The sequence below is a fragment of the Ruegeria sp. BB6 genome (assembly GCF_056539385.1).
Window position 1 is genome coordinate 480301 of the sequence record NZ_JBQFUW010000002.1, and the last position, 25234, is coordinate 505534.

Consider the following 25234-nt stretch of genomic DNA (forward strand, 5'->3'; position numbering starts at 1 on the left):
CAAAGCCTCCTTAATGCGAAGCGGCTGTCTGGGTCACGGCCTCAGCCGCGGCCAGAGCCGTGTCATAGTTAGAAATCAATGCCGCGGTCGAGTTGCCGATAACATCGGTCACAAGCGACGGGTAGACACCCAACAGGATCGTCATAATGATCAGTGGCGCAAAGATCAGCCGCTCGCGCGAGCTCATGTCGGTCATCGCCTTCAGGCTTTCTTTGATCAGGTCGCCAAAGACCACCCGGCGGTAAAGCCACAGGGCGTAACCGGCCGAAAAGATCACTCCGGTCGCCGCCACTGCGGTCACCCATGTATTAACCTGGAAAGCACCCATCAGTGTCAGAAACTCACCGATAAAGCCCGAGGTACCCGGCAGGCCCACATTGGCCATCGTGAACAGCATAAAGACCAGTGCATAAGCGGGCATGCGAATGACCAGACCGCCATACGCCTCGATATCGCGGGTATGCATCCGGTCATAGATCACGCCGACACATAGGAACAACGCCGCCGAAATGAACCCATGGCTCAGCATCTGGAAGATCGCGCCATCAATGCCCTGCTGGTTCGCCGCAAATATCCCCATGGTCACAAAACCCATATGCGCGACCGAGGAATAAGCGATCAGCTTTTTCATGTCCTCCTGCACCAGCGCCACCAGCGAGGTATAGACGACAGCAATCGCCGACATCCACAGGACCAGATCAGTCATCACAGCCGAGCCCACTGGGAACATCGGCAAGCTGAACCGCAGGAAACCATAGCCGCCCATCTTCAGCAGGATCGCCGCCAGCACGACCGAGCCTGCGGTCGGCGCCTGCACGTGTGCATCCGGCAGCCAAGTGTGGACCGGCCACATCGGCATCTTCACCGCGAACGAGGCAAAGAACGCCAGGAACATAAGCGTTTGCATCCCGCCCACGATGTAGACGCCCAGCACGCTGAACCCTTCGGACGAGAACTGATGGCTCATCAGCGCCTCGATATCCGTGGTGCCCGCATCCGCATACATCGCGACCATCGCCACCAGCATCAGCACCGAGCCGAGGAAGGTATACAGGAAGAACTTGAAGCTCGCATAAATCCGGTTCGCCCCGCCCCAGATGCCGATGATCAGGAACATCGGGATCAGACCGGCCTCGAAGAACAGGTAGAACAGCACCAGATCCAACGCCATGAACACGCCCAGCATCAGCGTTTCCAGCAGCAGGAAGGCGATCATGTATTCCTTAACCCGGTCGGTCACGTTCCAGCTGGCCAGAATAGTCAGCGGCATGATGAAAGTGGTCAGCAGCACGAACAGAACACTGATCCCGTCGACACCCATCTTGTATTTGAGGCCCAGCAGCCACTCACCTTCTTCCACCATCTGAAAGCCGGTGTTGGACGGATCAAAGCCCGTATAGATACCGATCGAAACCAGGAACGTCACCGTAGTCGCCACCAGCGCGACCCATTTCGCGTTGCGCTGCGCGGGCGCGTCCTCGCCATGCAGAAACAGGGCCAGTATGCCTGCTGCCACGGCGGGGATGAAGGTGACGATGGAGAGGATATTATCCATTAGTGAGCGCCTCCGCCGATCGACATCCAGGTGACAAGGGCCGCGATGCCCAAGACCATCCAGAAGGCGTAAGTAAAGATGTAACCCGTCTGCGCCTTGCCTGCGAGGCGGGTAAAGAAGGGAACAACGCCCATTGCGACACCGTTCAGGAAGCCGTCAATCGTGTTGCCGTCGCCGCGTTTCCACAGGAACCGACCAAGCGCCACGGTGGGTTTGACGAAGATCGCGTCGTAGATCTCATCAACGTACCACTTGTTCTTGAGGAACAGGTACAGCGGGCGCTGGTTCTGAGCCAGACGTCCCGGCAGTGACGGGTTCACGATGTAGAACCAGTACGCCACGACAAAGCCCAACAGCATCGCAACGAACGGCGAAACTTTCACCCATTTCGGGGCTGCATGCGCGTCGTCCAGAATGTGATTGTCCGGTGCCATATACAGGGCACCCTCGCCCGGCTCTCCGACAAAGGCATAGTGATGGTCACCATGAGCGTCTTTCTCACCATGACCGTTATCCGCGTGATCGTCACCGTGGCCATCTTCTGCGTGGCTGTCATCACCATGCGCATCGGCTTTGCCGTGATCGCCATCCTCGGCATGTTCCGACGCCTCAGCAACCGGGATACCGTAGAACTTGCCGACTTTATCCGCATGACCAAAGAAGTTGCCGTACCAGATCATGCCCGCAAAGACCGCGCCCAGGGACAGAACACCAAGCGGCACCAGCATGACCATTGGGCTTTCATGCGCGTGATCATGCGTATGCTTATCGCCGCGCGGCTCACCGTAGAAGGTCAGGAAGATCAGACGCCAGCTATAGAAGGACGTGAACGCCGCCGCGATCACAAGCAACCAGAATCCGTAGGCGGAACCACCTGCATAAGCGCTCTCGATGATTGCGTCCTTCGACAGGAAGCCAGCGAAACCGAACGTGGTCAGCGGGATACCGACGCCAGTAATGGCCAGCGTGCCGATCATCATCGCCCAGAACGTATAGGGGATCTTTTTGCGCAGCCCGCCATACTCGGTCATCTCTTGTTCATGATGCATGGCGTGGATCACCGACCCCGCGCCAAGGAACAGCAGCGCTTTGAAAAAGGCATGCGTGAACAGGTGGAACATCGCCGCTGAGTACATGCCGACACCCGCAGCGACGAACATATAGCCCAGCTGCGAACAGGTCGAATAGGCAATGACGCGCTTGATGTCGGTCTGAACCAGACCCACGGTCGCAGCAAAGAACGCGGTCGAGGCACCCAGCACCGTGATGAACCCGGTCGCACCCGGAGCAAACTCCATCAACGGCGACATGCGGCAGACCAGGAATACACCTGCGGTCACCATGGTCGCGGCGTGGATCAGGGCGGACACCGGTGTCGGGCCTTCCATCGCATCCGGCAGCCAGGTGTGCAGGATCAACTGCGCCGACTTACCCATCGCACCGATGAACAGCAACACGCAGATCACTTCGATCGCAGTCCATTCGCCCCACAGGAAATGCAACTGCGTTTCCGCAAGCTCTGGGGCTGACGCGAAAATGTCCGAGAAGTTGATGCTGTCCGTGAGGAAGAACAACGCGAAAATCCCCAGCGCAAAGCCAAAGTCACCTACGCGGTTCACGATGAACGCTTTCATCGCGGCAGCATTGGCGCTCGGCTTTCGGTAATAGAACCCGATCAGCAGATAAGACGCGACGCCCACGCCTTCCCAGCCAAAGAACATCTGCACAAGGTTATCCGCCGTAACCAGCATCAGCATCGCAAAGGTGAAGAAGGACAGATAGGCAAAGAAACGCGGCTTATAGCTTTCGCCCTCGCGCCACTGCGGGTCGTGATCCATGTAGCCGAAAGAATAGAGGTGCACGAGCGCCGAGACGGTCGTCACGACGATCAGCATGATCGCGGTCAGACGGTCCAGACGAATGGCCCAGCTTGTCGACAGCGATCCGCTCTCGATCCAGCGCATGATCTCGATCTGTTGTGTCACCCCGTCGAAGGTGAAGAACACGATCCACGACAGCAGACAGGCCAGAAACAGCAAGCCCGTGGCCGTCCACATAGCTGCCTTCTCACCAATGAACTTCCAGCCGAAACCGCAGATCAGCGCGCCCACCAACGGGGCAAAGAGGATGGTGGTTTCCATGTTCCCTTACCCCTTCATCATATTGACGTCTTCAACCGCGATGGTGCCACGGTTGCGGAAGAAGCAGACCAAAATGGCCAGCCCAATCGCCGCTTCAGCCGCCGCAACGGTCAGAACAAACAGCGTAAACACCTGCCCGACCAGATCGCCGAGGAAGCTGGAGAACGCTACGAGGTTGATATTCACCGCCAGCAGCATCAACTCGATGCTCATCAGCAGGATGATGACGTTCTTGCGGTTCAGGAAGAGACCGAAGATGCCGATGACGAACAGCGTCGCCGCGACCGTAAGATAGTGTTCAAGTCCGATCATCGTCTTAAAGCCCCTGCCCCGGTTTCACGTCCTTCAACTCCATCGCCTTGGCCGGGTCGCGCATCATCTGGCCGATGATGTCCTGACGCTTGATGTCCTGACGGTGGCGCAGGGTCAGTACGATGGCACCAATCATGGCCACCAGCAGGATCAGGCCCGCAAGTTGGAACAGAAGGAAGTATTGATCGTAAAGGATGACGCCGAGCGCCTCAGTGTTGTGACGGTCCGCCGGGACCGGCTGGGCAAGGTTAGCCGCCGCACCCTGCGCGCTGTCCCAAGCGCCGAAGGCCATGACAAATTGCATGAGGATCACCAGACCGATCAGCAAGGCCAGTGGCATATAGCGCGCCATCTCAGCCTTAAGCTCGGCAAAGTCCACGTCCAGCATCATCACCACGAACAGGAACAGCACCGCGACCGCGCCCACATAGACGATGATCAGCAGCATCGCCACGAACTCGGCCCCCAGCAGAACAAACAGCCCTGCCGCAGACAGGAAGGACAGGATCAGCCACAGCACCGAGTGTACCGGCTGGCGGCTGATCACCGTGAACAGCCCGCCGGTGATGGCGCTGATGGCAAATAGATAGAAGGCAAAGACGGTCATTGATCCTCATCCTCGTTGTCGCCCATGACTTCCTGCGCCAATTCCAGCGCGCGGGTCATGGCCGGGATGCCGGCAAAGACCGACATCTGCCCGATCGTTTCCACGATCTCTTGTTTCTTGGCTCCGGCCTCCAGCGCATGGCGTACGGTCTGGCGCACGGCGGTATCGGCCTGTGCGCCCTGACAGGTCAGCCCGGCCAGTGTCAGCAGCAGACGGGTCTTGGCATCCAACCCGTCGGTGTTGACGGTGTTGCCGAACATCATCTCCATGACCTCTTTCGGCATGGTCGGCCACAAAGCCTCGAACCCTTTGGGCGAGAAATTCTCCATCGCCGGGTTCATCGCCTTGGCCATGTCCTGAGCCTGCTTCATCATCAACTCGAACGGATTTGTCGGCGTGTCAGTCATCGGTACGGCGCGTCCATTTCCAGATTGCGGGCGATCTCGGCTTCCCAGCGTTCGCCGTTCGACAGGAGTTTTTCCTTATCGTAGAACAGCTCTTCGCGGGTTTCGGTCGTGAATTCAAAGTTCGGGCCTTCGACAATGGCATCGACCGGGCACGCCTCTTGGCAGAAGCCGCAATAGATGCATTTGGTCATGTCGATGTCGTACCGCGTGGTGCGGCGGCTGCCGTCCTCGCGCGGTTCGGCGTCGATGGTGATGGCTTGCGCCGGGCACACGGCCTCGCAGAGTTTGCAGGCGATGCAGCGCTCCTCGCCGTTGGGATAACGACGCAGGGCGTGCTCGCCCCGGAACCGCGGGGACAGAGGGCCTTTTTCATGCGGGTAGTTCACGGTGGCTTTCGGGGCGAAGAAGTACTTCAGCCCCAGCTTCATGCCGACCCAGAAGTCTTGCAGAAGGAAGTACTTGGCGGCGCGGGTATAGTCGATTTGGGTCATATCAGCCTCCTACGCTCCAACGGGCGAACGCGCCCCAGAACCAGTCAAACCTTGCAGCGAAGGCCACGAACACCACCCAGATCAAGCTGAACGGCAGGAAGACTTTCCAGCCCAACCGCATCAATTGGTCATAGCGGTAGCGAGGCGTGATCGCCTTGACCATCGCAAACAGGAAGAAGAAGAACGCCATCTTCGCGACCATCCACAACACGCCATCTGGTAGGCCCGGGATCGGCGACAGCCAGCCGCCGAAGAACAGCAGCGAGGTCAGCGCGCACATCAGGAAGATGGCGATGTATTCACCGGCCATGAACAGCAGGAAGGGCGTGGCCGAATATTCGACCTGATAGCCCGCGACCAGTTCCGATTCCGCTTCGGGCAAGTCAAACGGCGGGCGGTTGGTTTCGGCCAAGGCCGAGATGAAGAACAGGAAAACCATCGGGAAGTGTGGCAGCCAGTACCAGCTAAAGAACCCGAACGAGCCATCCTGCGCACGCACGATATCGCCAAAGTTCATCGAGCCGGTCGAGATGATGATGCCGATGATGATCAGACCGATTGAAACCTCGTAAGAAATCATCTGAGCGGCCGAGCGCAGCGATCCAAGAAACGGGTACTTTGAGTTCGACGCCCAACCACCCATGATCACGCCATAAACTTCCAGCGATGACACGGCGAAGACATAGAGGATCGCGACGTTCAGATCGGACAGAACCCAGCCGTCGTTGAACGGGATCACCGCCCAGGCGATCATCGCCAGCACGAAAGAGGTCAGCGGTGCCAGAATAAAGACCGTGCGGTCTGCACCAGCCGGGATCACGACCTCTTTGACCACATATTTCAGCGCATCCGCCACCGATTGCAGCAGGCCATAGGCACCGACCACGTTGGGCCCGCGCCGCATCTGGACAGCGGCCCAGATTTTGCGGTCTCCGTAGACGAGGAACAAGAGCGAGATCATCACAAAGGCAACAACGGCAAGCACTTGCGCCAGAATGATGATGGCTATTCCGCCTGGGGTGTTAAAGAAATCAGCCATTGGTCCTCACACCGTGGGTATTCCGTTTTCCGCGCGTGACGCAAAGGCCAGATGCCTGCGCGTTTCGCGGCTGGGTCGGCGCGTTGGTGTAAACAGCATCTACTGCCATTGCGCCACCCTTATTCTTTCGCTTCAAACGCAATTCGGACGCAGGTACCTGCCACAAGGCGGCCGCGCGCGAGTGCGATATGAAAAGGTTCTGGTTCATTCGGCCGCAATCTTTTCGGATTTGCGGGCCTGCGCCTGCGCTGACAGTTCGGCCATCAACTGAGAGGCGCGCGCGACCGGGTTGGTCAGGTAGAAATCCTTGACCGCGCTCCGGAAGGTCGCTTTCCCCAGCGGACCGGCCTCAAGCGGCTGAACCTCGTTTTCGATCACCTGGTCGATCTGAGCCAGGTGCGGCACAGCTTCGATCAACGCGCTGCGGAGTTGCGCCAACGAGTCGAATGGAAGCGTAGCGCCAAGTTCAGCGGACAGAGCACGCAAAATGGCCCAGTTTTCCTTGGCCTCACCCGGAGCAAACCCCGCACGCATCGCCAGTTGCGGTCGCCCTTCGGTGTTCACAAACAGGCCGTTTTCTTCCGTATAAGCGGCACCCGGCAAGATCACATCCGCGCGATGAGCGCCGCGATCACCGTGGCTGCCCTGATAAATTACAAAGGCGCCTTCGCCGATCTCAACCTCGTCCGCACCGAGATTATAGATCACGTCTGCGGCGCTGATTGCGTCCATACCGCCTTCGTTGGTGGCCGCCACATCCATCGCGCCCACGCGCGACGCGGCTGTGTGCAGAATGATCAGTCCGCTTTCTGTATTGGCGGCTATCGTCTGCGCAGCGGCCAAAACTGCTGCACCGTCTGCCTCTTGCAGCGCGCCCTGCCCAACGACAACCAACGAGCGTTTGGCCTTGATCTCGTCATCTTCACCCATATCAAGGACTTTTTGCAGCGCGGCACGGTCATCGCCCATGTGATGATAGTCATAGGTCAAATCCACAGCCGGACCGACCAAGGCAACCTCGGCCCCGTGCGCCCAAGCCTTACGGATGCGCGCATTCAGCACCGGAGCTTCGTCCCGAGGGTTGGTTCCGATCAGCAGGATACGCTCGGCCATGTCGATATCTTCGATGGCGGCAGTCCCGGCATAAGCACCACGATTGCCCGCAGGCAGCTTGGACCCGTCGGTACGGCATTCGACGACACCGCCCTGCCCTTCGATCATCTGCTTAAGCGCAAAGATTGCCTCGACCGGAGCCAGATCGCCTACGATACCGGCGGGCTTTTCAGCACCTTTGAGTGCTTCGGCGACCTTGGTCAGCGCTTCGGGCCATGTGGCCGGACGCAACTTTCCGTTTTCGCGCACATAGGGCTTGTCCAGACGCTGACGGCGCAGCCCGTCCCAGACGAACCGGGTCTTGTCGCTAATCCATTCTTCATTCACGCCGTCATGGTTGCGCGGAAGAAAGCGCATCACCTCGCGCCCTTTCGTATCCACACGGATGTTCGAGCCCAGAGCATCCATGACGTCGATGCTCTCAGTCTTAGTCAGCTCCCACGGACGAGCGGTAAAGGCATAAGGCTTTGAGGTCAGCGCCCCAACCGGGCACAGATCAATAATGTTGCCCTGCAGGTTCGAGTCTAGCGTCTGGTTCAGGTACGAGGTGATCTCGGCATCTTCGCCACGCCCCGTCTGGCCCATCTGGGTGATCCCGGCGACCTCGGTGGTAAAGCGCACGCAACGGGTGCAGCTTATGCAGCGCGTCATCGCCGTGCCGACCAGCGGACCCAGATCCAGATCGTCAACGGCACGCTTGGCTTCCTTGAAGCGTGTACCAGACAGACCATAGGCCATCGCCTGATCCTGCAAATCACACTCACCACCCTGATCGCAGATCGGGCAATCCAGTGGGTGATTGATCAGCAAAAACTCCATCACCCCTTCGCGGGCCTTCTTGACCATGGGCGAATTCGTCTTGACCACAGGCGGCTGACCCTCCGGTCCCGGTCGCAGATCACGCACCTGCATCGCGCAAGACGCCGCAGGCTTCGGTGGCCCCCCTACAACCTCAACCAAACACATCCGGCAGTTCCCGGCGATCGACAGACGTTCGTGGTAACAGAAACGCGGCACCTCGACCCCGGCTTGCTCACAAGCCTGGATCAGGGTCATCGCACCATCGACTTCGATTTCCTGCCCGTCGATATTGATCTTGCGGAGGTCAGACATGGCTTTCAGTTCGCCCTCAAATACACGCCAATGGCGCTGTTTCTATCGATTTCCTTCTTGCCCAACGTGCAGAAGGATTTGGGGTTTTCGTAGGACGCACCGTTTTGCGCCAGATACGCCTCGCCCTTGGCGCGCATCCGGGCTTTTTCAGCGTCAGACTCCACGTACTCTCGGATTTCCTTGTCCGAATACCCCAGTTCGTTTGCTTTGGACCGGAGGTTCCACATCACGCCTATCGCCTTCAGCCGACGTCCGGTGATCGTCGGGCAAATCTCCGAAATCTCGTTTGCGATAGCGATGTAGTAAAGTTCGTTGTCGATCTCTTTGACATCGCGCAAAGGCGCTTTGGCCTGGGCCAAGTCCGGGAAGGTCAGCAATAGCGTTGCGACAAGCAATTTCGCACCCAGCCGCACGACGCCACACTGCTCGGAAAGCCCGAAACCTCTGGCGCGCATAATGGCATGATATGCGAAAGTGCGTTTCATGGGCGCAGGCACTTTCCGGCAAACGTCAGCTTGTCATCACTGATGCGTAGGTTCTGCGGATCCGTATCCGGCCCGACTTTCCAATCAATCCGAGACGAGCCAAAATTCGCGATACAGAACTTGGTTCCCTCGTAGCGCCCAGCCTCACGTGCTCCGTCAAGTGATGCAGACACCCCGTTCACCACCACGGTAAAATCGGTAAGCGACACTTTCTTGTCCACGACTTTTGCCTTTGCGCGAAAGTACTGACCGTCAAAAACCACGCGGTCAGAGGACGGCGTCACCAATCCACACGAGGACACGAATACCAGGGCGGCCAACGCGCCAAGAACCCGGGCATGCGGTGCCGTTCGGTAAGACCGGGAAGCCAGATGATCGTCTCGCAATACCATCAGAACGCGGCCACCAACGCCAGAATTGCCGTGACGAACATGCACGCCCAGCCAACCACATAAAGAACAGACCGCAACCCACTGTAAGCTTTACCAATTCCGCGGATGTGAACAAACAGCATTGCCAGACGCGCCAATAGCGCAATCGATGCCAACAGGTTCACCCAGAACGGGCTGACACTCATCAATATCGCGGCGAATGTAACCGCTGCATAAGCTGGCAGAGTTTCGGTTCCGTTCAAATAGGCACGGTTCAGGCGATAGGCCCGGTCCTCATAATCCTGCTCGGGCGAGGCGCCCGGAGCCAGCCCTTTACCCTGCTTGGCCAATGCCGTGAACGGTGCTAAAAACAGCACGGCAAGAGTGAAAACCATCACTGACGCGACTGCGTGACCGTATTCTGCAAAAACGTCCATGCCCTCTACTCCGCTGCCATCGCACCCAAACGACCCGATTTCTGAGCCTTGATGCGATCTTCAATCTCTTCGCGGAAGTTGCGGATCAGCCCTTGGATCGGCCATGCGGCGGCATCCCCCAGGGCGCAGATCGTGTGACCTTCGACCTGCTTGGTCACGTCGAACAACATGTCGATCTCTTCCAGTTCAGCCTCGCCCCGCACCAAACGGTCCATAACGCGCATCATCCAGCCTGTACCCTCGCGGCACGGCGTACACTGACCACAACTTTCGTGTTTGTAGAACTTAGACAGCCGCCAGATGGCCTTGATGATATCAGTGGACTTGTCCATCACGATCACCGCCGCCGTCCCAAGGCCCGAGCCAAGGTCGTTGCGCAGGTAGTCAAAATCCATGATCGCGTCGCGCATGTTCTCGCCCCGCACACACGGCACAGACGAGCCACCCGGAATGACCGCCAGCAGATTGTCCCAGCCACCGCGAATACCGCCGCAATGAGTTTCGATCAGCTCCTCGAACGAAATCGACATCGCCTCTTCGACCACACAAGGGTTGTTCACATGGCCTGAAATCGCGAACAGCTTGGTGCCAGCGTTGTTCTGACGGCCAAAACCGGCAAACCAGTCCGCGCCACGGCGCAAGATGGTAGGCACAACCGCGATGGATTCCACGTTGTTCACTGTGGTCGGGCAACCATAGAGGCCAGCTCCCGCAGGGAACGGAGGCTTCATCCGCGGCATCCCCTTCTTACCCTCAAGGCTTTCGATCAGCGCGGTTTCTTCGCCGCAGATATACGCGCCCGCGCCGTGATGCAGGAACAGGTCGAAATCCCAGCCCGAGCCAGCGGCGTTCTTGCCCAGCAGCCCGGCGTCATAGGCTTCGTCAATCGCGGCCTGCAGTGCCTCGCGCTCGCGGATATACTCACCGCGCAGGTAGATATAGCAAGCATGCGCATTCATCGCGAAAGAGGCGATCAGGCACCCTTCGATCAGCGTATGCGGATCATGGCGCATGATCTCGCGGTCCTTGCAGGTGCCCGGTTCGGATTCATCTGCATTTACAACCAGATAGGCCGGGCGTCCGTCGCTTTCCTTGGGCATGAACGACCATTTCAGGCCAGTCGGGAAGCCCGCACCGCCACGACCGCGCAGGCCCGAGTCCTTCATCGTCTGGATGATCCAGTCACGGCCCTTTTCGATCAGGCCAGCCGTGCCGTCCCAATGCCCGCGCGCCTGCGCACCACGCAATGTGCGCTCATGCATCCCGTAGATGTTGGTAAAGATCCGGTCCTGATCCTTCAGCATCGCGTGTTACCTTCAGCTATCCTGACGCATGCGCCAGAGTTGAAAAATGTTGACGCCCGCATAAATGAAACCCGCCAGAGCAGCGAGATCAAACAACACCGCATGACGCGCTGTCAGTTGCAGGGCCGGGCCAACGAACAGGTTCATGGCAAGCCAGAACAACATCGTCACGGCGATGACGATGCCTATGTGACGTCCCTTGCGGGCTATGGCTTGTTCTTTGTCCTTGTTCATCTCACCCTGATGCCCCGGATGGGCAACGTTGTTCCATTTTCGCAAGCGCCGCCAGAAGCCGCGCTTATTGCAGTTTCAAATTCACTCGCCAGCAGCGAGTTCGGCGGCTTGTTCAATCCAGCCATCACGTTCGATCCGGCCCTTGAACTTCAGTTGCGCGTCCACCCAGGCCACCTGTTCAGGTGTCCAACTCGCGATCTGGTCAAAGTGGAAAAACCCAAGCGCATTCAGTTTTTCTTCCAGCTTCGGTCCGACCCCTTTCAACAATTTCAGGTCGTCGGCCTTGCCGTCTCGTGCTGCCGTCAGAGTTTCGGGCTGCACTTCCTTGGCCTTCGCCTCTTCTGCCTGCTTTACTGCTGGTTTCGCTGGCGCAGGCGCTTTCGGTGGTTTCGGCGCAGCCTTGGTCGCGGCCGCCTTACCATCCGCACCCAGCCAAGGCGTCAGAATCGGGACTTCGGTTCCGTCGATACGCTTGACCGTGTCGCCCAGATCGGTCGCAATCTCAACACTGGCGTTGTATTTGGGCTTTCCAGCTTCGTACTCGTTCAGGCTGCTCAGGCCGCTTAGCGGTTCCGCCGCATAGCGCCCATTCTGCGGTCCTGGTGTCGGCACCTTACCCGCAACCAGATCGTCGATGATCTTGCCAAAGCTCCCAGCCGTCAGGTCTTCGTAGTAATCCTTGCCGATCTGCGCCATCGGCGCATTGGTGCAGGAGCCGAGGCACTCGACCTCTTCCCAGCTCAGCTTGCCATCGGCGGACAGTTCATGCGGTTTCGCTGAAATCTTGTCCTTGCAGACCGCGATCAGATCCTCGGCCCCGCAGATCATGCAGGACGTTGTGCCGCAGACCTGAATATGCGCAACAGAGCCAACGGGCTGAAGTTGGAACATGAAGTAGAACGAGGCCACCTCAAGCACGCGGATATAGGCCATGCCCAACATGTCGGCGACAGATTCAATCGCAGGACGGGACAACCATCCCTCTTGCTCTTGCGCGCGCCACAGCAGAGGGATCACCGCACTGGCCTGACGACCCTCGGGGTATTTGGTGATCTGCGCTTCGGCCCATTGCTGGTTGGCAGCGGTGAAGGCAAAGCTTTCGGGTTGTTCGGGGTGAAGACGGCGGAGCATTAGCGGTCAATCTCTCCAAATACGACGTCCATGGTGCCGATGATGGCGGCGACGTCGGCCAGTTGGTGGCCCTTGGCGACGTGGTCCATGGCTTGCAGGTGCAGGAAGCCCGGCGCGCGCAGCTTTGCGCGATAGGGTTTGTTGGTGCCGTCGGCGACCAGATAAACGCCGAACTCGCCCTTGGGGGCTTCGACGGCGGCATAGACCTCGCCCGCAGGGACGTGGAAGCCTTCGGTATACAGCTTGAAATGATGGATCAGGCTTTCCATCGAGGTCTTCATGTCCGAGCGTTTCGGCGGTGTGATCTTGCCTCGCGCCAGAACATCTCCGGGGCATTCGCGGATTTTGGCGATGGCCTGACGGATGATCGACAGCGACTGGCGCATTTCTTCCATGCGAACAAGGTAACGGTCGTAACAATCACCGTTCTTGCCAACCGGAATCTGGAACTCAAACTCGTCATAGCATTCATAGGGCTGCGCGCGGCGCAAATCCCATGCCAGACCCGAGCCGCGTACCATCACGCCCGAGAAGCCGTATTTCTGGATGTCATCCTCGGACACCACGCCAATATCGGCGTTGCGTTGCTTGAAGATGCGGTTTTCGGTCAGCAGCCCGTCAATATCATCCAGAACGGCGGGGAATTCGTGGCTCCATGCCTCGATATCGTCCAGCAGCTCGGGCGGAAGGTCCTGATGTACACCACCGGGGCGGAAATACGCGGCGTGCAGGCGGGCACCGCAGGCGCGCTCATAGAACACCATCAGCTTTTCGCGCTCCTCGAACCCCCACAGAGGCGGAGTCAGCGCGCCCACATCCATCGCCTGCGTGGTCACGTTCAGCAGGTGGTTCAGGATGCGCCCGATCTCGGAATACAGAACCCGGATCAGTGAGCCTCGGCGCGGCACTTCCACACCGGTGAGTTTCTCAATCGCCAGACACCAGGCATGTTCCTGATTCATCGGCGCGACGTAGTCCAGACGGTCGAAATACGGCAGGTTCTGCAGATACGTCCGGCTTTCCATCAGCTTTTCGGTGCCACGGTGCAGCAGGCCGATATGCGGGTCGCAGCGCTCTACGATCTCGCCGTCCAGCTCGAGCACAAGACGCAGAACCCCATGCGCCGCAGGGTGTTGCGGGCCGAAGTTAATGTTAAAATTGCGGATCTTCTGTTCTCCGCTCAGCGCGTCCGTGCTGCCGTCATCGTATCTTGAGCCGTCCATCAACGCCCTCGTTTCTTCTTCGCTTCGGCCCGAACCCGGACCTTTTCGGCCTCGGCCGCTTTCGCTGCGGCCCCTGCCAGCAATACGCCCAGCGCGCCCAAAATTATCAGTTCGCCCATCATGTCAGCGTCGCTCCATCTCTTGCAGCTTCAGCGCCATCATCCAAAGCAGGACAATCACCACCGGAGAGATGATGCATGCAAACGCCCAGTTCTTATTGATCCCGAAATGCGGAAGCAGCTTGATCATCGGAACGACCGTCGCCACCACCAGTGCTATCCAGATCAGGAACTCAAACATGACTACGACTCCTGTTTTTCATCCCCCGGCAAAATGTAATTTGCGCCTTCCCAAGGGGACATGAAATCGAATTGCCGGTATTCCTGAACAAGGCTGACGGGTTCGTAGACCACGCGCTTTTGCGACTCGTCATACCGCACCTCGGTATAGCCAGTGGTCGGGAAATCCTTGCGCAGCGGATAGCCGCGAAATCCGTAGTCGGTCAGAATACGCCGCAAGTCCGGGTGCCCCGAGAACAGGATGCCGAACATGTCGAACACCTCACGCTCGAACCAGTTGGCCGAAGGGTGAACGTCAACGATCGAAGGCACCATGTCTTCTTCGCGGATGGAGACCCGCAGGCGGATACGCTGGTTCTGGTACATCGACAGGAAGTGGTAAACCACATCGAACCGCTTGGCGCGTTCGGGGTAATCCACGCCCGTGATGTCCACGAGGGTCGAGAACTTGCAGTTCTGATCCGATCTGAGAAACTCGACAAATTCCACAAGGTTCGACGGGGCTACGTCCACGTTCAGTTCGCCATGGGTCACATCCCAGGACAAAACACAGTCTGCCCGCTTCAGCTCTAGCTGCATGCCGAGTTCTTTGAGTGCTTCGCTCATTTGCCCCCTCCTCAGCGCACGATGGTTCCGGTGCGGCGGATTTTACGCTGCAACTGCATCAGCCCGTACAAAAGCGCCTCAGCCGTCGGAGGGCAGCCGGGTACGTAAATGTCGACAGGAACGATGCGGTCACACCCACGCACGACGGAATAGGAATAGTGGTAATACCCGCCACCATTGGCGCAAGACCCCATCGAGATCACATAGCGCGGCTCGGGCATCTGGTCGTAGACCTTGCGCAGCGCCGGGGCCATCTTATTGGTCAGCGTCCCCGCAACAATCATCACATCCGACTGACGCGGAGAGGCGCGCGGCGCAATGCCGAACCGTTCGGCGTCATAACGCGGCATCGAGGTGTGCATCATCTCAACCGCGCAGCAGGCCAGACCAAAAGTCATCCAGTGCAAAGACCCGGTGCGCGCCCAGTTAATGATGTCCTCGGTCGAGGTCAGCAGAAAGCCTTTGTCCTGCAATTCAGCATTCAGGGCTTGGGTCGCGACTTCCTTGTCGACGCCTGCGGTATTTGCGCCCGTCATCACTCCCATTCCAAGGCCCCTTTCTTCCATTCATAGGCAAAGCCAATGGTCAGAACGCCCAGAAACACCATCATGGACCAGAACCCCACGTCGCTGATGTCCTTGAACCCAACGGCCCAGGGGAACAGAAAGGCGATTTCCAGATCGAAGATGATGAAAAGAATCGAAACCAGATAGAAACGGACATCGAACTTCATCCGCGCATCATCAAAGGCGTTGAAGCCACATTCATATGCGCTGACCTTTTCAGGGTCGGGATTGCGGACCGCCAGAACCACAGCAGCCAGAATCAAGACGATTCCAAGGCCCACGGCAACGGCCAGAAACACCAGGATCGGGAGGTACTCCCGCAGCAGGTCTTCCACGAATAGCTCCTTTCCTGCGCATGTCCCGAAAGGACGCGCCGTCAATTGGCGTGTTGACTGGACATTCTCTATCCGCGCGGGGTCAGAGGGTCAACCGAACACAAACGCGCAGGAGCTTAATAATACCTTTCCCCTGGCGTATATTCTGACGGTTATTTCTCTTTTGGCTCTGGGCACCTGCCGGAACCTAAACCTTAGTGTTCCATACAGGTTTTCTCTTGCCGAAAAATGCGCTGATTCCCTCGTGAGCCTCATCGGTTTCCCAGCGGTCCACAAGCGCCCGGATCGTCTGATCAATCACCGCGTCGTCGATCTGTGGCCCCAGCTTTTGAACCAGTGCTTTGGCCGAGGCCACGGCACCCGGCGCACAGGACAGATAAGGCACAACTTCAGCCTCAACCGCGTCGGCAAGCGCGCCCACTTCAACTACGCGGGCAAGCAACCCAAGTTGTACAGCTTCGGTCGCGTCGAAGATGCGCGCCGACATGAAAACACGCCGCGCCCGCGCCTCGCCCATACGGGCAACAACATAGGGGCCAATGGTTGCGGGAATCAGGCCAAGGCGGGCTTCGGTCAGCCCCATCTTTGCTGTCTTCACTCCGATCGCAACATCACACACCGCCGCCATGCCTACGCCGCCGCCAAATGCGTTGCCCTGAACTGCTCCGATCAGGGGTTTCGGCAACGTGTTCAGCGCCTGCAACATCTCGGCCAACTTGCGCGCTTCGGTAAAGCGGGTCTGGGGATCGGCGGCCATCTGGTCCTGCATCCATCCCAAATCCCCTCCGGCGCAGAAACTTTTACCAGCGCCGGACAACACGACCACTCGCACCGATGTGTCCGCGCCCAACTGTTCGGCGGCCTGTGTCAGTTCGGAAATCATCTGCGCCGACATCGCGTTGTGCTTTTCCGCACGATCAAGCGTCAGTGAGGCCACACCTCGGGTGTCCACTTGAACTGAAATCGTTTCAAACATGTCTGCCCTCACGCCCCGCGCATTGCACGCGCCATCTCTGCGGCTTCTTCAACGATGATCGGATCGACACCTGTTTCGTATCCAAGCCGCTCCAGATGCGCCACAACTGCTTCTGTCGCCACATTTCCTGCGGCTCCAGGCGCGTAGGGGCACCCTCCCAATCCTCCGACCGCCGAGTCGAAGGTGCGCACACCCAAGGCAAGCGCAGCGTCGATATTGTCGATGGCCCGTCCGTTCGTGTCGTGAAAATGGCCTGCCAAACGCGTTACCGGCACCCGCTTTTGCACCGCCAGCAGCATATGTGCGACGGTATCAGGCGTGCCCTGTCCAACCGTGTCGCCCAAAGACACTTCGTAGCAGCCCAGCGCAAACAGCGTATCCGCGACCTCAGCAACCTTTTCGGGATCCGTCGGGCCGTCATAGGGACAGTCCGTCACACAAGAGACATAGCCCCGCACGGGAAGGTCAATGTGCCGAGCAGCTTCCAGAATCGGGGTAAAGCGTTCGATGGATTCTGCAATCGAGGCGTTGATATTGGCCTTTGAAAACCCCTCGGAGGCTGAGGCGAATACGGCAATCTCATCCGCCTTGGCCGCCAGCGCGTCTTCGTACCCGCGCATATTCGGTGTCAGCGCGGCATAGCGCACACCATCGGCACGAGAGATCCCGGCCAGCACTTCGGCACTGCCCGCCATCTGCGGCACCCATTTGGGCGAAACAAAGCTGGCCACCTCGATACGGTTGAACCCGGCACGGCTCAGACAATCGACCAGAGCGATCTTTTCGGCCACCGGGATTTCCCGCTTTTCATTCTGCAGGCCGTCGCGCGGCCCCACTTCAAAGATTTCAACCCGATCACCCATGGCTGCGCCCCTCCCTGATTGCCGCTGTGAACCCGACCTTGCCACGTTGCGTCCGCATGGGACAGGTCATTCCTCCTCCAACCGGACCAGAGCGGCACCGGCCTCGACCTGCCCGCCAGCTTCGGCGAGCACTTCGGCAACCACGCCGTCACGCGCCGCCAGTAAGGAATGCTCCATCTTCATGGCCTCCAGAATGGCCAGACGATCGCCTTCCTGCACGGTTTGCCCGACCTGCGCGAAAATGGCCTTTACCAATCCGGGCATCGGAGCCTCGATCACATTGGTGTCGCCAACGGCGCTTGCATCTCGGTCCAGCGGGTCGACGACATCGAACGTCTGCCCGTAGTTCTCGAAAACCGTGATCCTGGACCCTGCCATGGCAACGCGCGGCATGGGTTGGCCACCCACGATCCATTTTCCAGCTTTTCGTTCGGCCAGAACCGAGTTGTCCCCGACCTGCCAAAGTTGTCGGTCCGGCCCGTCCACCTGAACATCCAGATCAATCACGTCCTCGGCCATCAATTGGGTCGCCCGATGCAGTGGCGCCCAAAGCGAGAACCCGCATTCTTCGTCCGTATCCACCAAACCCAGCGCCGTCATCGCCGCCGAAACACAGGTGGACGCCGCAACCGGCACGGGCTTGATCAACGCATCCAAGTCTCGCCCGATCAACCCTGTATCCACGTCCCCCACAGCAAATCCGGTATGTCGCGTCAACGCCCCCAGAAACCCAAGGTTTGTCACGGTCCCGGCGACCTCGGTTCGCGACAGCGCCCGGTGCAACTGTTCCAACGCAATCTGACGTGTTGGCCCGTGCACAATGACCTTGGCGATCATCGGATCGTACCAGGGACTGATCGTATCACCCGCCCGAACACCACTATCTGCCCGACACGCCGTCGGGAACTGCAAGTGAGTCAGCTTGCCCGTCGCAGGCAGGAACCCCTTGGGCACATCTTCGGCGTAAAGCCGCGCCTCGAACGCGTGGCCGGTGATCGACAGCTCTTGTTGTTTCTTCGGCAGCGTCTCACCCGAGGCAACGCGCAGTTGCCATTCAACCAGATCGACACCCGTAATAGCCTCGGTCACCGGATGTTCGACCTGCAGGCGCGTGTTCATTTCCATGAACCAGAACCGATCTGGCCGCAGCCCGTCCGAAGCATCGACGATAAACTCAACCGTACCTGCGCCCTTGTAGCCAATCGCCTCGGCCGCCCTGACACCCGCCTGCCCCATGGCTTCGCGCATTTCGGGCGTCATACCGGGGGCGGGCGCTTCCTCGATCACCTTTTGATGACGTCTCTGCAACGAACAGTCCCGCTCGAACAGATGCACCGCATGGGTCCCATCTCCGAAAACCTGCACTTCGATATGGCGCGGCTTAGCGACGAACTTCTCGACCAGAACGGCATCGTTGCCAAAAGCTGTACGCGCCTCGCCACGCGCGCTGTCCAACGCTTGCGTGAAATCCTCGGGTTGTTCAACCAGCCGCATCCCCTTGCCGCCACCTCCGGCAACAGCCTTGATCAGCACAGGATAGCCGATGGTGTCCGCAGCACCCGCCAGATGCTCGGGGTCCTGATTTTCGCCGTGATAACCCGGCACAACCGGAACGCCCGCCTGCTCCATCAACACCTTGGCCGCGTCTTTGAGACCCATTTTGCGGATGGCATCTGCCGAGGGGCCAATAAAGGTTAATCCAGCCGCCTCAACCGCATCCACGAAATCCGGGTTCTCGGACAAAAACCCATATCCGGGATGGATCGCCTGCGCGCCGGTGTCCAGTGCGGCCTGAATGATCACATCGCCCTTCAAATAGCTCTCAGCCGGGGCCGCACCGCCGATATGCACCGCCTCATCCGCCATCTGCACATGTTTGGCCGAAGCGTCCACGTCAGAGTAGACCGCGACGCAGGCCACACCCAACTTCTGAGCGGTTTCCATCACGCGGCAGGCGATCTCACCCCGGTTGGCAATCAGGATTTTGTTGAACATGCTTCTTACTCCTCCGATGCCAAATCTTCGACCAGCCGAAACCGCTCGCAGAGCAATTCCATCTCTGGGTCAAATCCGCCATTGCGCTCGAAGTATCGGCGGTGATCCTCGCGCCAACCTTCAAGTGTTTCGTTCTCGCCTTCAGCCAGGGCAAACGCCTCGGTCATATCGCAGAACCGGCTGACCGTGACCTCAAGCGTCTCGATCACCAAAGCCGGACGACCACCCCACTCCAGAGCAATATAGCGCCGCCCCACCACTGGCGTCTCTGCGCTGCCTTCCGGATAGTCCCGCAGCGCGCCGCAGGTTGCCGTTTTCCGACCTGCGCGTACCAAGCCCAACAGTTCAGCGCTCATCGATGCGCTGTCACCGAACTTGAAGGTTTGCGCACCGGGATAACGGGTCAAAACGTCCTTTAAGGTCATGACGGTCACATCCTGAACACGCCGAAACGTGTCTCCTCGATCGGGGCATTCAGCGCGGCGCTCAGCGACAGGGCCAGCACATCGCGCGATTTACGCGGGTCGATGATGCCGTCATCCCAGAGCCGCGCCGAAGCATAGAGAGGGTGCGATTGTTCCTCGAACATATCCAGCGTCGGGCGCTTGAATTCGGCTTCTTCCTCGGCCGACCAAGTGCCGCCCTGCCGCTCGATCCCGTCGCGTTTGACAGTGGCCAGAACACCCGCCGCCTGCTCGCCGCCCATCACGGAAATGCGCGAGTTCGGCCACGTCCACAGGAACCGTGGCTGATAGGCACGACCGGCCATCCCGTAGTTCCCAGCCCCGAATGAGCCGCCCACCAGCATCGTGATCTTCGGCACGCTGGTGGTCGCCACCGCCGTCACCATCTTGGCCCCGTGCCGCGCGATGCCCTCGTTTTCGTATTTCCGACCGACCATGAACCCGGTGATGTTCTGCAAAAACACCAGTGGGATGCGACGCTGCGAACACAGCTCGACAAAATGCGCGCCCTTCTGTGCGGCCTCGGAAAACAGCACGCCGTTATTGGCAATGATCCCCACCGGGCAGCCTTTGACATGGGCAAACCCGGTCACCAACGTCTCACCAAACCGAGGCTTGAACTCATCGAACCGAGAGCCATCGACCAGCCGAGCAATCACTTCGCGAATATCGTAGGGCGTGCGCAGATCGGCGGGGACAACGCCCAGAATTTCCTCGGGGTCATAGGCCGGGTCTTCGGGGTTGGCCCAATCTACCGTCTGCGGCTTGTGCAGGTTTAGCGAGCCAACAGCCCGGCGCGCCAAGGCCAACGCATGCGCGTCATCTTCGGCCAGATAGTCCGCCACACCAGACAGGCGCGTATGAACATCACCACCGCCCAGATCCTCGGCGCTGACGACCTCACCCGTCGCGGCCTTGACCAGAGGCGGTCCGGCCAGAAAGATCGTACCCTGTTCTTTCACGATGATCGTCACATCCGACATCGCAGGCACATAAGCCCCGCCCGCGGTACACGACCCCATTACCACCGCGATCTGAGCGATCCCCTTGGCGCTCATCCGCGCCTGATTGTAGAAGATCCGGCCAAAGTGGTCGCGGTCGGGGAAAACCTCATCCTGATTAGGCAGGTTCGCGCCACCACTGTCGACCAGATAGATGCAGGGCAGTTGGTTTTCCTCGGCGATCTCTTGCGCGCGCAGGTGTTTTTTGACCGACATTGGATAGTAAGTGCCGCCCTTCACGGTGGCGTCGTTGCACACCACCATGACCTCACGCCCCTGCACCCTGCCAATGCCCGCGATCACCCCGGCAGCAGGTGCGGCATCGCCATACATCCCATGCGCCGCCGTCGCGCCGATCTCCAGAAACGGAGACCCCGGATCGAGCAGGTTCGCCACCCGCCTGCGCGGAAGCATCTTGCCGCGCGATTCATGCCGCGCACGGGATTTCTCGCCCCCACCCATTCGGGCGGCTTCGGCAGCGGCTGAGATTTGCGCCAGAGCGTCCAAGTGCGCTGCGCGGTTCGACCGAAAGCCCTCAGAGGCGGGCATGGCTTTGGATGTGAGTTTCATTTACGCGGTCTCCAATTCCAACTTCGCACGACGCTTCAATTCCTTCCGAATAACCTTCCCCGTCACCGTCATCGGCAATTCCTCCAGAAACGCCACTTCGCGCGGATAGGAATACTGCGCCAGACGGTCCTTGACCCAGTCCTGCAACTCCTCGCTGGTTGCCTCGGCCTCTGGTTTCAGCACCACATAGGCCTTCACGATCTCAGTCCGCAGCTTGTCGGGCTTACCCACCACACCCACCGTCGCAACCGCGGGGTGGGTCAGCAGGCAATCCTCGATCTCGGCGGGGCCGATGCGGTATCCGGCCGAAGTGATCACGTCATCATCGCGCCCGACAAAGCGTAGGTAGTCGCCCTCCCACACGCCACGATCGCCGGTGATCAGCCAATCGCCCCGGAATTTCTGCGCTGTTTCTTCTGGCCGGTTCCAATATTCCAGCAGCATCGAGCCCGAGCCGCGCCGGATGGCTACGTCACCCTCGTCGCTGGTTGGGTTGCCGTCTTCGTCGATCACCGCCACCTCATGCCCCGGCACCGGTTTACCGATGCAGCCGGGACGCACGGGGAAATCTTCAGCGCAGGAGGAGACGACCATATTGCACTCGGTCTGCCCATAGAATTCGTTGATCGTCAGGCCAAACGATTGCTGCCCCCATGCCAGCATCTCGGCCCCCAGCGGCTCACCGCCCGAGGCGACCGAGCGCAGGCCGGGGATGCTCTGATCCGCCGCTTTCAACATCCGCAATGCGGTGGGGGGAAAGAACACGTTCCGTGCCTCACCGCGCGCGACGACATCGGCGCAGGCTTCGGGGGTGAACTTTTCAAGCCGTGCCGCGACCACCGGGATGCCCAGCGCCAGACCCGGCATCAACACATCAAACAGCCCGCCAATCCATGCCCAGTCAGCAGGCGTCCATAGGCAGTCGCCTTCACGCAAGTGATTGTGGCTAATCGAAACACCCGGCAAGTGGCCCGTCAAAACCCGATGCCCGTGCAGCGCACCTTTCGGGCTTCCTGTGGTGCCAGACGTATAGATCAAAACTGCCGGGTCATCAGGACCCGTATCGGCAAAAGGAATTTGCTCGCCCGTTGACGGAATCTGATCAACCTGAACCGGGTGCGCCAGACCACCCAGCATTTTGCTGCCCTCGGAATCGGTCAGTACACTTTCGACGCCCGCGTCCGCTATCCGAGAGGCAAGCGCGTCATGTTTGAACAGTTTGAACAAAGGGACCGAGATCGCGCCGATCTTCCAGATAGCCAAATGAGCCGCAGCGCACCACGGTGATTGACTGAGAAGCACCCCAACCCGATCGCCGGGTTGCACCAGTTGCCGCAAATGCCCAGCGACCCCATCTGTCATTCGGGCCAGTTTTCCAAAATTGATGTCCTGACGCGTACCAGACGTCAGATCAACAATCGCGGTGTTCTCGTCGGGTTGAGAAAGGCATTGCCGCGCCATGTTCAACCGGCCGGGGATCGCCCAGCCTCCATCAGCGTGCAAACCGGGTATGCGCCTAGAGGGACACATGACGGAAACCCCTTGTTTTCCTAAGGTTTCCTTGACCTGCGTCGCCACCACAAATCACGTGAACTTGATGCAGATCAGAGTTGGCAGCGATCCGGTCGTGCAAAACGCCAGCATCAACAAACCTAAAGGCAGTAAAATGACCAATAAACTCGCCGCTTTGACCCTCTCCACTGCGCTTGTTGCGCTGGCTGTCCCCGCTTACGCCCAATCCCAGGGTGACTGGACTGTAGGTCTCGGTATCGGCTACCTCTCGCCCAAGTCCGACAATGGAACACTTGCTGGCCTCGACGCCGAAATTGATTCGGACACACGCCCGATCTTCACTGTCGAGTACTTCGTTCGTGACAATCTGGGCGTTGAATTGCTGGCTGCCACACCGTTCAGCCATGATGTAACCCTGGGAGGCAGCATTGACGCCGGAACCGTCAAGCACTTGCCGCCCACCCTGTCGCTGAACTATCACTTCCCCACCAACAGCGCGTGGAAGCCTTACGTCGGCGCGGGTATCAATTATACCTTTTTCTTTGACGAAAGTTCGCCTCTGGGTGACCTGAAGCTGGACGACTCGGTTGGCGTCTCGCTGCAGGCCGGTCTGGACTACATGGTCACCGAAAAAGGCGCGGTACGTCTGAACGTCCGTTGGTTCGACATCGAATCCGACGTCAAGCTGGACGGCGTCGACATCGGCACTGCCGAGATCGATCCGTGGCTGGTCGGCGTTTCCTACGTCCATCGCTTCTGATCCTTTTCAGGAACGCCCCGCAGTGACCTCGTCTGCGGGGCGTTTTCTTTCGTCAGAGCATTTCGCTCATCAGCTCACGGCCAATAAGCATCCGGCGGATTTCACTGGTGCCCGCGCCGATCTCCATCAGCTTCGCATCGCGGAAAATCCGGCTGACGGGTGAATCCGACAGGAACCCGGCCCCGCCCATTGCCTGCACAGCCTGATGCGCTTGCGTCATCGCGGCCTCGGACGCGTAAAGACAGCAGGCCGCAGCATCCTGACGGGTCACATCGCCACGATCGCAGGCTTTGGCCACTTCATACACATAAGCCCGCGCCGAATTCATCGCCGTATACATGTCGGCAATCTTGCCCTGCATAAGCTGGAAATTCCCGATGGGCGTCCCGAATTGCTTGCGTTCGGCCAGATAGGGCATGATTTCGTCCAGACAGGCCGCCATGATGCCGGTGCCAATTCCGGCCAGCACCACACGCTCATAGTCCAGCCCGGACATCAGAACAGCGACGCCCTTCCCTTCCTCGCCAAGCACGTTTTCAAACGGCACTTCAACGTCTTCAAAGATCAGTTCCGCCGTGTTCGACCCGCGCATCCCCAGCTTGTCGAAATGGGGTGAGGTCGAAAAGCCGGTCATTTCTTTCTCGATCAGAAAGGCTGTGATTCCGCGCGATCCGGCCTCTGGATCGGTCTTGGCGTAAACGACCAGAGTATCGGCGTCCGGCCCGTTGGTGATCCAGTATTTGCTTCCGTTCAGACGGTAATGATCATTGCGCTTCTCTGCCCGCAATTTCATCGAAACCACGTCAGACCCTGCCGACGCCTCAGACATCGCCAGCGCGCCCACATGCTCACCCGAGATCAGGCGCGGCAGGTATTTCGCCTTTTGCTCATCCGTCCCGTTCAGCTTGATCTGATTGACGCACAGGTTCGAGTGCGCCCCGTAAGACAGCGATACCGAAGCCGACGCCCGAGCGACCTCCTCGACGGCGACAGTATGGGCCAGGTACGACATGTCGGCCCCACCGAATTCCTCGGGCACCGTAATGCCCAACATCCCCAAATCGCCCATTTCCTTCCAAAGCTCATTTGGAAATGCGTTCGAGGCATCAATTTCGGCGGCCATCGGCTTGACCCGCTCCTGCGCCCAGCGGTGAACCATTTCACGCAGGGCGTTCACATCCTCGCCCAGATCAAACTGCATGGTAGCCGCGAACATATGCGATCTCCTCTCTCGCATTAATGAACAGTTGTTCAATAAGTATCAGCGAATCTTTTCCGGGTCAACGATAGCCACACAGAAACACACCACCGACCCGTCAGGGGT

General features: G+C 59.0%; 28 protein-coding genes. 1 reads left to right on the top strand and 27 read right to left on the bottom strand.

The window, feature by feature from the left end; genetic code table 11:
• Nucleotides 1-10: 10 nt before the first annotated feature.
• From ACR0B7_RS06780 to ACR0B7_RS06905, 26 genes are all read right to left on the bottom strand, one after another.
• Complete coding sequence (locus ACR0B7_RS06780) at nucleotides 11-1555, bottom strand: NADH-quinone oxidoreductase subunit M (RefSeq protein ID WP_170483789.1); 1545 nt, start codon at nucleotides 1553-1555, stop codon at nucleotides 11-13.
• Nucleotides 1555-3696: an NADH-quinone oxidoreductase subunit L gene (gene nuoL / locus ACR0B7_RS06785; RefSeq protein ID WP_170483791.1), complete on the bottom strand. Its 2142-nt coding sequence runs from the start codon at nucleotides 3694-3696 to the stop codon at nucleotides 1555-1557. Before nuoL ends, ACR0B7_RS06780 begins: the two co-directional genes overlap by 1 nt.
• A gap of 6 nt (nucleotides 3697-3702) precedes the next feature.
• Nucleotides 3703-4008, bottom strand: coding sequence for an NADH-quinone oxidoreductase subunit NuoK (nuoK, locus tag ACR0B7_RS06790; RefSeq protein ID WP_005984024.1), 306 nt, complete (start codon nucleotides 4006-4008; stop codon nucleotides 3703-3705).
• A 4-nt stretch (nucleotides 4009-4012) separates the two neighbouring features.
• The gene (locus ACR0B7_RS06795) at nucleotides 4013-4615 is read right to left on the bottom strand and encodes an NADH-quinone oxidoreductase subunit J (protein WP_039534292.1); all 603 of its coding nucleotides are present in this window, start codon (nucleotides 4613-4615) and stop codon (nucleotides 4013-4015) included.
• The gene (locus tag ACR0B7_RS06800; RefSeq protein ID WP_170384237.1) at nucleotides 4612-5022 is read right to left on the bottom strand and encodes a carboxymuconolactone decarboxylase family protein; all 411 of its coding nucleotides are present in this window, start codon (nucleotides 5020-5022) and stop codon (nucleotides 4612-4614) included. The genes ACR0B7_RS06795 and ACR0B7_RS06800 overlap by 4 nt, the downstream gene beginning before the upstream one ends.
• Nucleotides 5019-5513, bottom strand: coding sequence for an NADH-quinone oxidoreductase subunit NuoI (gene nuoI, locus ACR0B7_RS06805; protein ID WP_170483793.1), 495 nt, complete (start codon nucleotides 5511-5513; stop codon nucleotides 5019-5021). Before nuoI ends, ACR0B7_RS06800 begins: the two co-directional genes overlap by 4 nt.
• Before the next feature lies 1 nt (nucleotide 5514).
• Complete coding sequence (gene nuoH, locus ACR0B7_RS06810; protein ID WP_170483795.1) at nucleotides 5515-6552, bottom strand: NADH-quinone oxidoreductase subunit NuoH; 1038 nt, start codon at nucleotides 6550-6552, stop codon at nucleotides 5515-5517.
• A gap of 204 nt (nucleotides 6553-6756) precedes the next feature.
• The gene (gene nuoG / locus ACR0B7_RS06815; RefSeq protein ID WP_170483797.1) at nucleotides 6757-8778 is read right to left on the bottom strand and encodes an NADH-quinone oxidoreductase subunit NuoG; all 2022 of its coding nucleotides are present in this window, start codon (nucleotides 8776-8778) and stop codon (nucleotides 6757-6759) included.
• Nucleotides 8779-8783: 5 nt separating this feature from the next.
• Nucleotides 8784-9263, bottom strand: a complete 480-nt coding sequence (locus ACR0B7_RS06820; RefSeq protein WP_480681148.1) for a DUF5333 domain-containing protein — start codon at nucleotides 9261-9263, stop codon at nucleotides 8784-8786.
• Nucleotides 9260-9655 carry a hypothetical protein gene (locus ACR0B7_RS06825; protein WP_480681150.1) on the bottom strand — a complete coding sequence of 132 codons (396 nt, stop codon included), beginning with the start codon at nucleotides 9653-9655 and terminating at the stop codon, nucleotides 9260-9262. The genes ACR0B7_RS06820 and ACR0B7_RS06825 overlap by 4 nt, the downstream gene beginning before the upstream one ends.
• Nucleotides 9655-10071 carry an MAPEG family protein gene (locus ACR0B7_RS06830; RefSeq protein ID WP_170483799.1) on the bottom strand — a complete coding sequence of 139 codons (417 nt, stop codon included), beginning with the start codon at nucleotides 10069-10071 and terminating at the stop codon, nucleotides 9655-9657. The genes ACR0B7_RS06825 and ACR0B7_RS06830 overlap by 1 nt, the downstream gene beginning before the upstream one ends.
• A gap of 5 nt (nucleotides 10072-10076) precedes the next feature.
• A complete protein-coding gene (nuoF, locus tag ACR0B7_RS06835; protein WP_170483801.1) occupies nucleotides 10077-11375 on the bottom strand; it encodes an NADH-quinone oxidoreductase subunit NuoF in 1299 nt (432 codons plus the stop codon).
• 12 nt (nucleotides 11376-11387) lie between these two features.
• Nucleotides 11388-11609 carry a DUF5337 domain-containing protein gene (locus tag ACR0B7_RS06840; protein WP_170384982.1) on the bottom strand — a complete coding sequence of 74 codons (222 nt, stop codon included), beginning with the start codon at nucleotides 11607-11609 and terminating at the stop codon, nucleotides 11388-11390.
• Between the two features lie 81 nt (nucleotides 11610-11690).
• Nucleotides 11691-12740 (bottom strand): NADH-quinone oxidoreductase subunit NuoE, encoded by a 1050-nt coding sequence (nuoE, locus tag ACR0B7_RS06845; protein WP_170483803.1) that lies wholly within the window; start codon nucleotides 12738-12740, stop codon nucleotides 11691-11693.
• Entirely contained in the window at nucleotides 12740-13963 is a 1224-nt protein-coding gene (locus ACR0B7_RS06850) for an NADH-quinone oxidoreductase subunit D (protein WP_170384253.1), read from the bottom strand. The genes nuoE and ACR0B7_RS06850 overlap by 1 nt, the downstream gene beginning before the upstream one ends.
• Nucleotides 13963-14085 (bottom strand): hypothetical protein, encoded by a 123-nt coding sequence (locus ACR0B7_RS06855; protein ID WP_257599041.1) that lies wholly within the window; start codon nucleotides 14083-14085, stop codon nucleotides 13963-13965. Before ACR0B7_RS06855 ends, ACR0B7_RS06850 begins: the two co-directional genes overlap by 1 nt.
• Nucleotide 14086: 1 nt before the next feature.
• On the bottom strand, nucleotides 14087-14263 hold the full coding sequence (locus tag ACR0B7_RS06860) for a hypothetical protein (RefSeq protein ID WP_170384255.1): 177 nt from the start codon (nucleotides 14261-14263) through the stop codon (nucleotides 14087-14089).
• 2 nt (nucleotides 14264-14265) lie between these two features.
• Nucleotides 14266-14868 (bottom strand): NADH-quinone oxidoreductase subunit C, encoded by a 603-nt coding sequence (locus ACR0B7_RS06865; protein ID WP_170384257.1) that lies wholly within the window; start codon nucleotides 14866-14868, stop codon nucleotides 14266-14268.
• An 11-nt stretch (nucleotides 14869-14879) separates the two neighbouring features.
• A complete protein-coding gene (locus tag ACR0B7_RS06870) occupies nucleotides 14880-15413 on the bottom strand; it encodes a NuoB/complex I 20 kDa subunit family protein (RefSeq protein ID WP_037307875.1) in 534 nt (177 codons plus the stop codon).
• Complete coding sequence (locus tag ACR0B7_RS06875) at nucleotides 15404-15769, bottom strand: NADH-quinone oxidoreductase subunit A (RefSeq protein ID WP_050602775.1); 366 nt, start codon at nucleotides 15767-15769, stop codon at nucleotides 15404-15406. The genes ACR0B7_RS06870 and ACR0B7_RS06875 overlap by 10 nt, the downstream gene beginning before the upstream one ends.
• Nucleotides 15770-15956: 187 nt before the next feature.
• Nucleotides 15957-16745, bottom strand: a complete 789-nt coding sequence (locus ACR0B7_RS06880; protein ID WP_170483805.1) for a crotonase/enoyl-CoA hydratase family protein — start codon at nucleotides 16743-16745, stop codon at nucleotides 15957-15959.
• 8 nt (nucleotides 16746-16753) lie between these two features.
• Nucleotides 16754-17608 carry a hydroxymethylglutaryl-CoA lyase gene (locus tag ACR0B7_RS06885; protein ID WP_170483807.1) on the bottom strand — a complete coding sequence of 285 codons (855 nt, stop codon included), beginning with the start codon at nucleotides 17606-17608 and terminating at the stop codon, nucleotides 16754-16756.
• A gap of 66 nt (nucleotides 17609-17674) precedes the next feature.
• On the bottom strand, nucleotides 17675-19603 hold the full coding sequence (locus tag ACR0B7_RS06890) for an acetyl-CoA carboxylase biotin carboxylase subunit (RefSeq protein WP_170483809.1): 1929 nt from the start codon (nucleotides 19601-19603) through the stop codon (nucleotides 17675-17677).
• A 5-nt stretch (nucleotides 19604-19608) separates the two neighbouring features.
• Entirely contained in the window at nucleotides 19609-20028 is a 420-nt protein-coding gene (locus ACR0B7_RS06895) for an ASCH domain-containing protein (RefSeq protein WP_170483811.1), read from the bottom strand.
• A 5-nt stretch (nucleotides 20029-20033) separates the two neighbouring features.
• Entirely contained in the window at nucleotides 20034-21638 is a 1605-nt protein-coding gene (locus tag ACR0B7_RS06900) for a carboxyl transferase domain-containing protein (RefSeq protein WP_170483813.1), read from the bottom strand.
• Nucleotides 21639-23168: an AMP-binding protein gene (locus tag ACR0B7_RS06905; RefSeq protein ID WP_170483815.1), complete on the bottom strand. Its 1530-nt coding sequence runs from the start codon at nucleotides 23166-23168 to the stop codon at nucleotides 21639-21641.
• A gap of 136 nt (nucleotides 23169-23304) precedes the next feature.
• On the opposite strand from ACR0B7_RS06905, the gene ACR0B7_RS06910 reads away from it, so the two are divergent.
• Nucleotides 23305-23910 carry an OmpW family outer membrane protein gene (locus ACR0B7_RS06910; protein WP_170384986.1) on the top strand — a complete coding sequence of 202 codons (606 nt, stop codon included), beginning with the start codon at nucleotides 23305-23307 and terminating at the stop codon, nucleotides 23908-23910.
• A 52-nt stretch (nucleotides 23911-23962) separates the two neighbouring features.
• Here ACR0B7_RS06910 and ACR0B7_RS06915 read toward each other — a convergent pair whose 3' ends face one another.
• Complete coding sequence (locus ACR0B7_RS06915) at nucleotides 23963-25126, bottom strand: isovaleryl-CoA dehydrogenase (RefSeq protein ID WP_170384271.1); 1164 nt, start codon at nucleotides 25124-25126, stop codon at nucleotides 23963-23965.
• Between the last annotated feature and the right edge of the window lie 108 nt (nucleotides 25127-25234).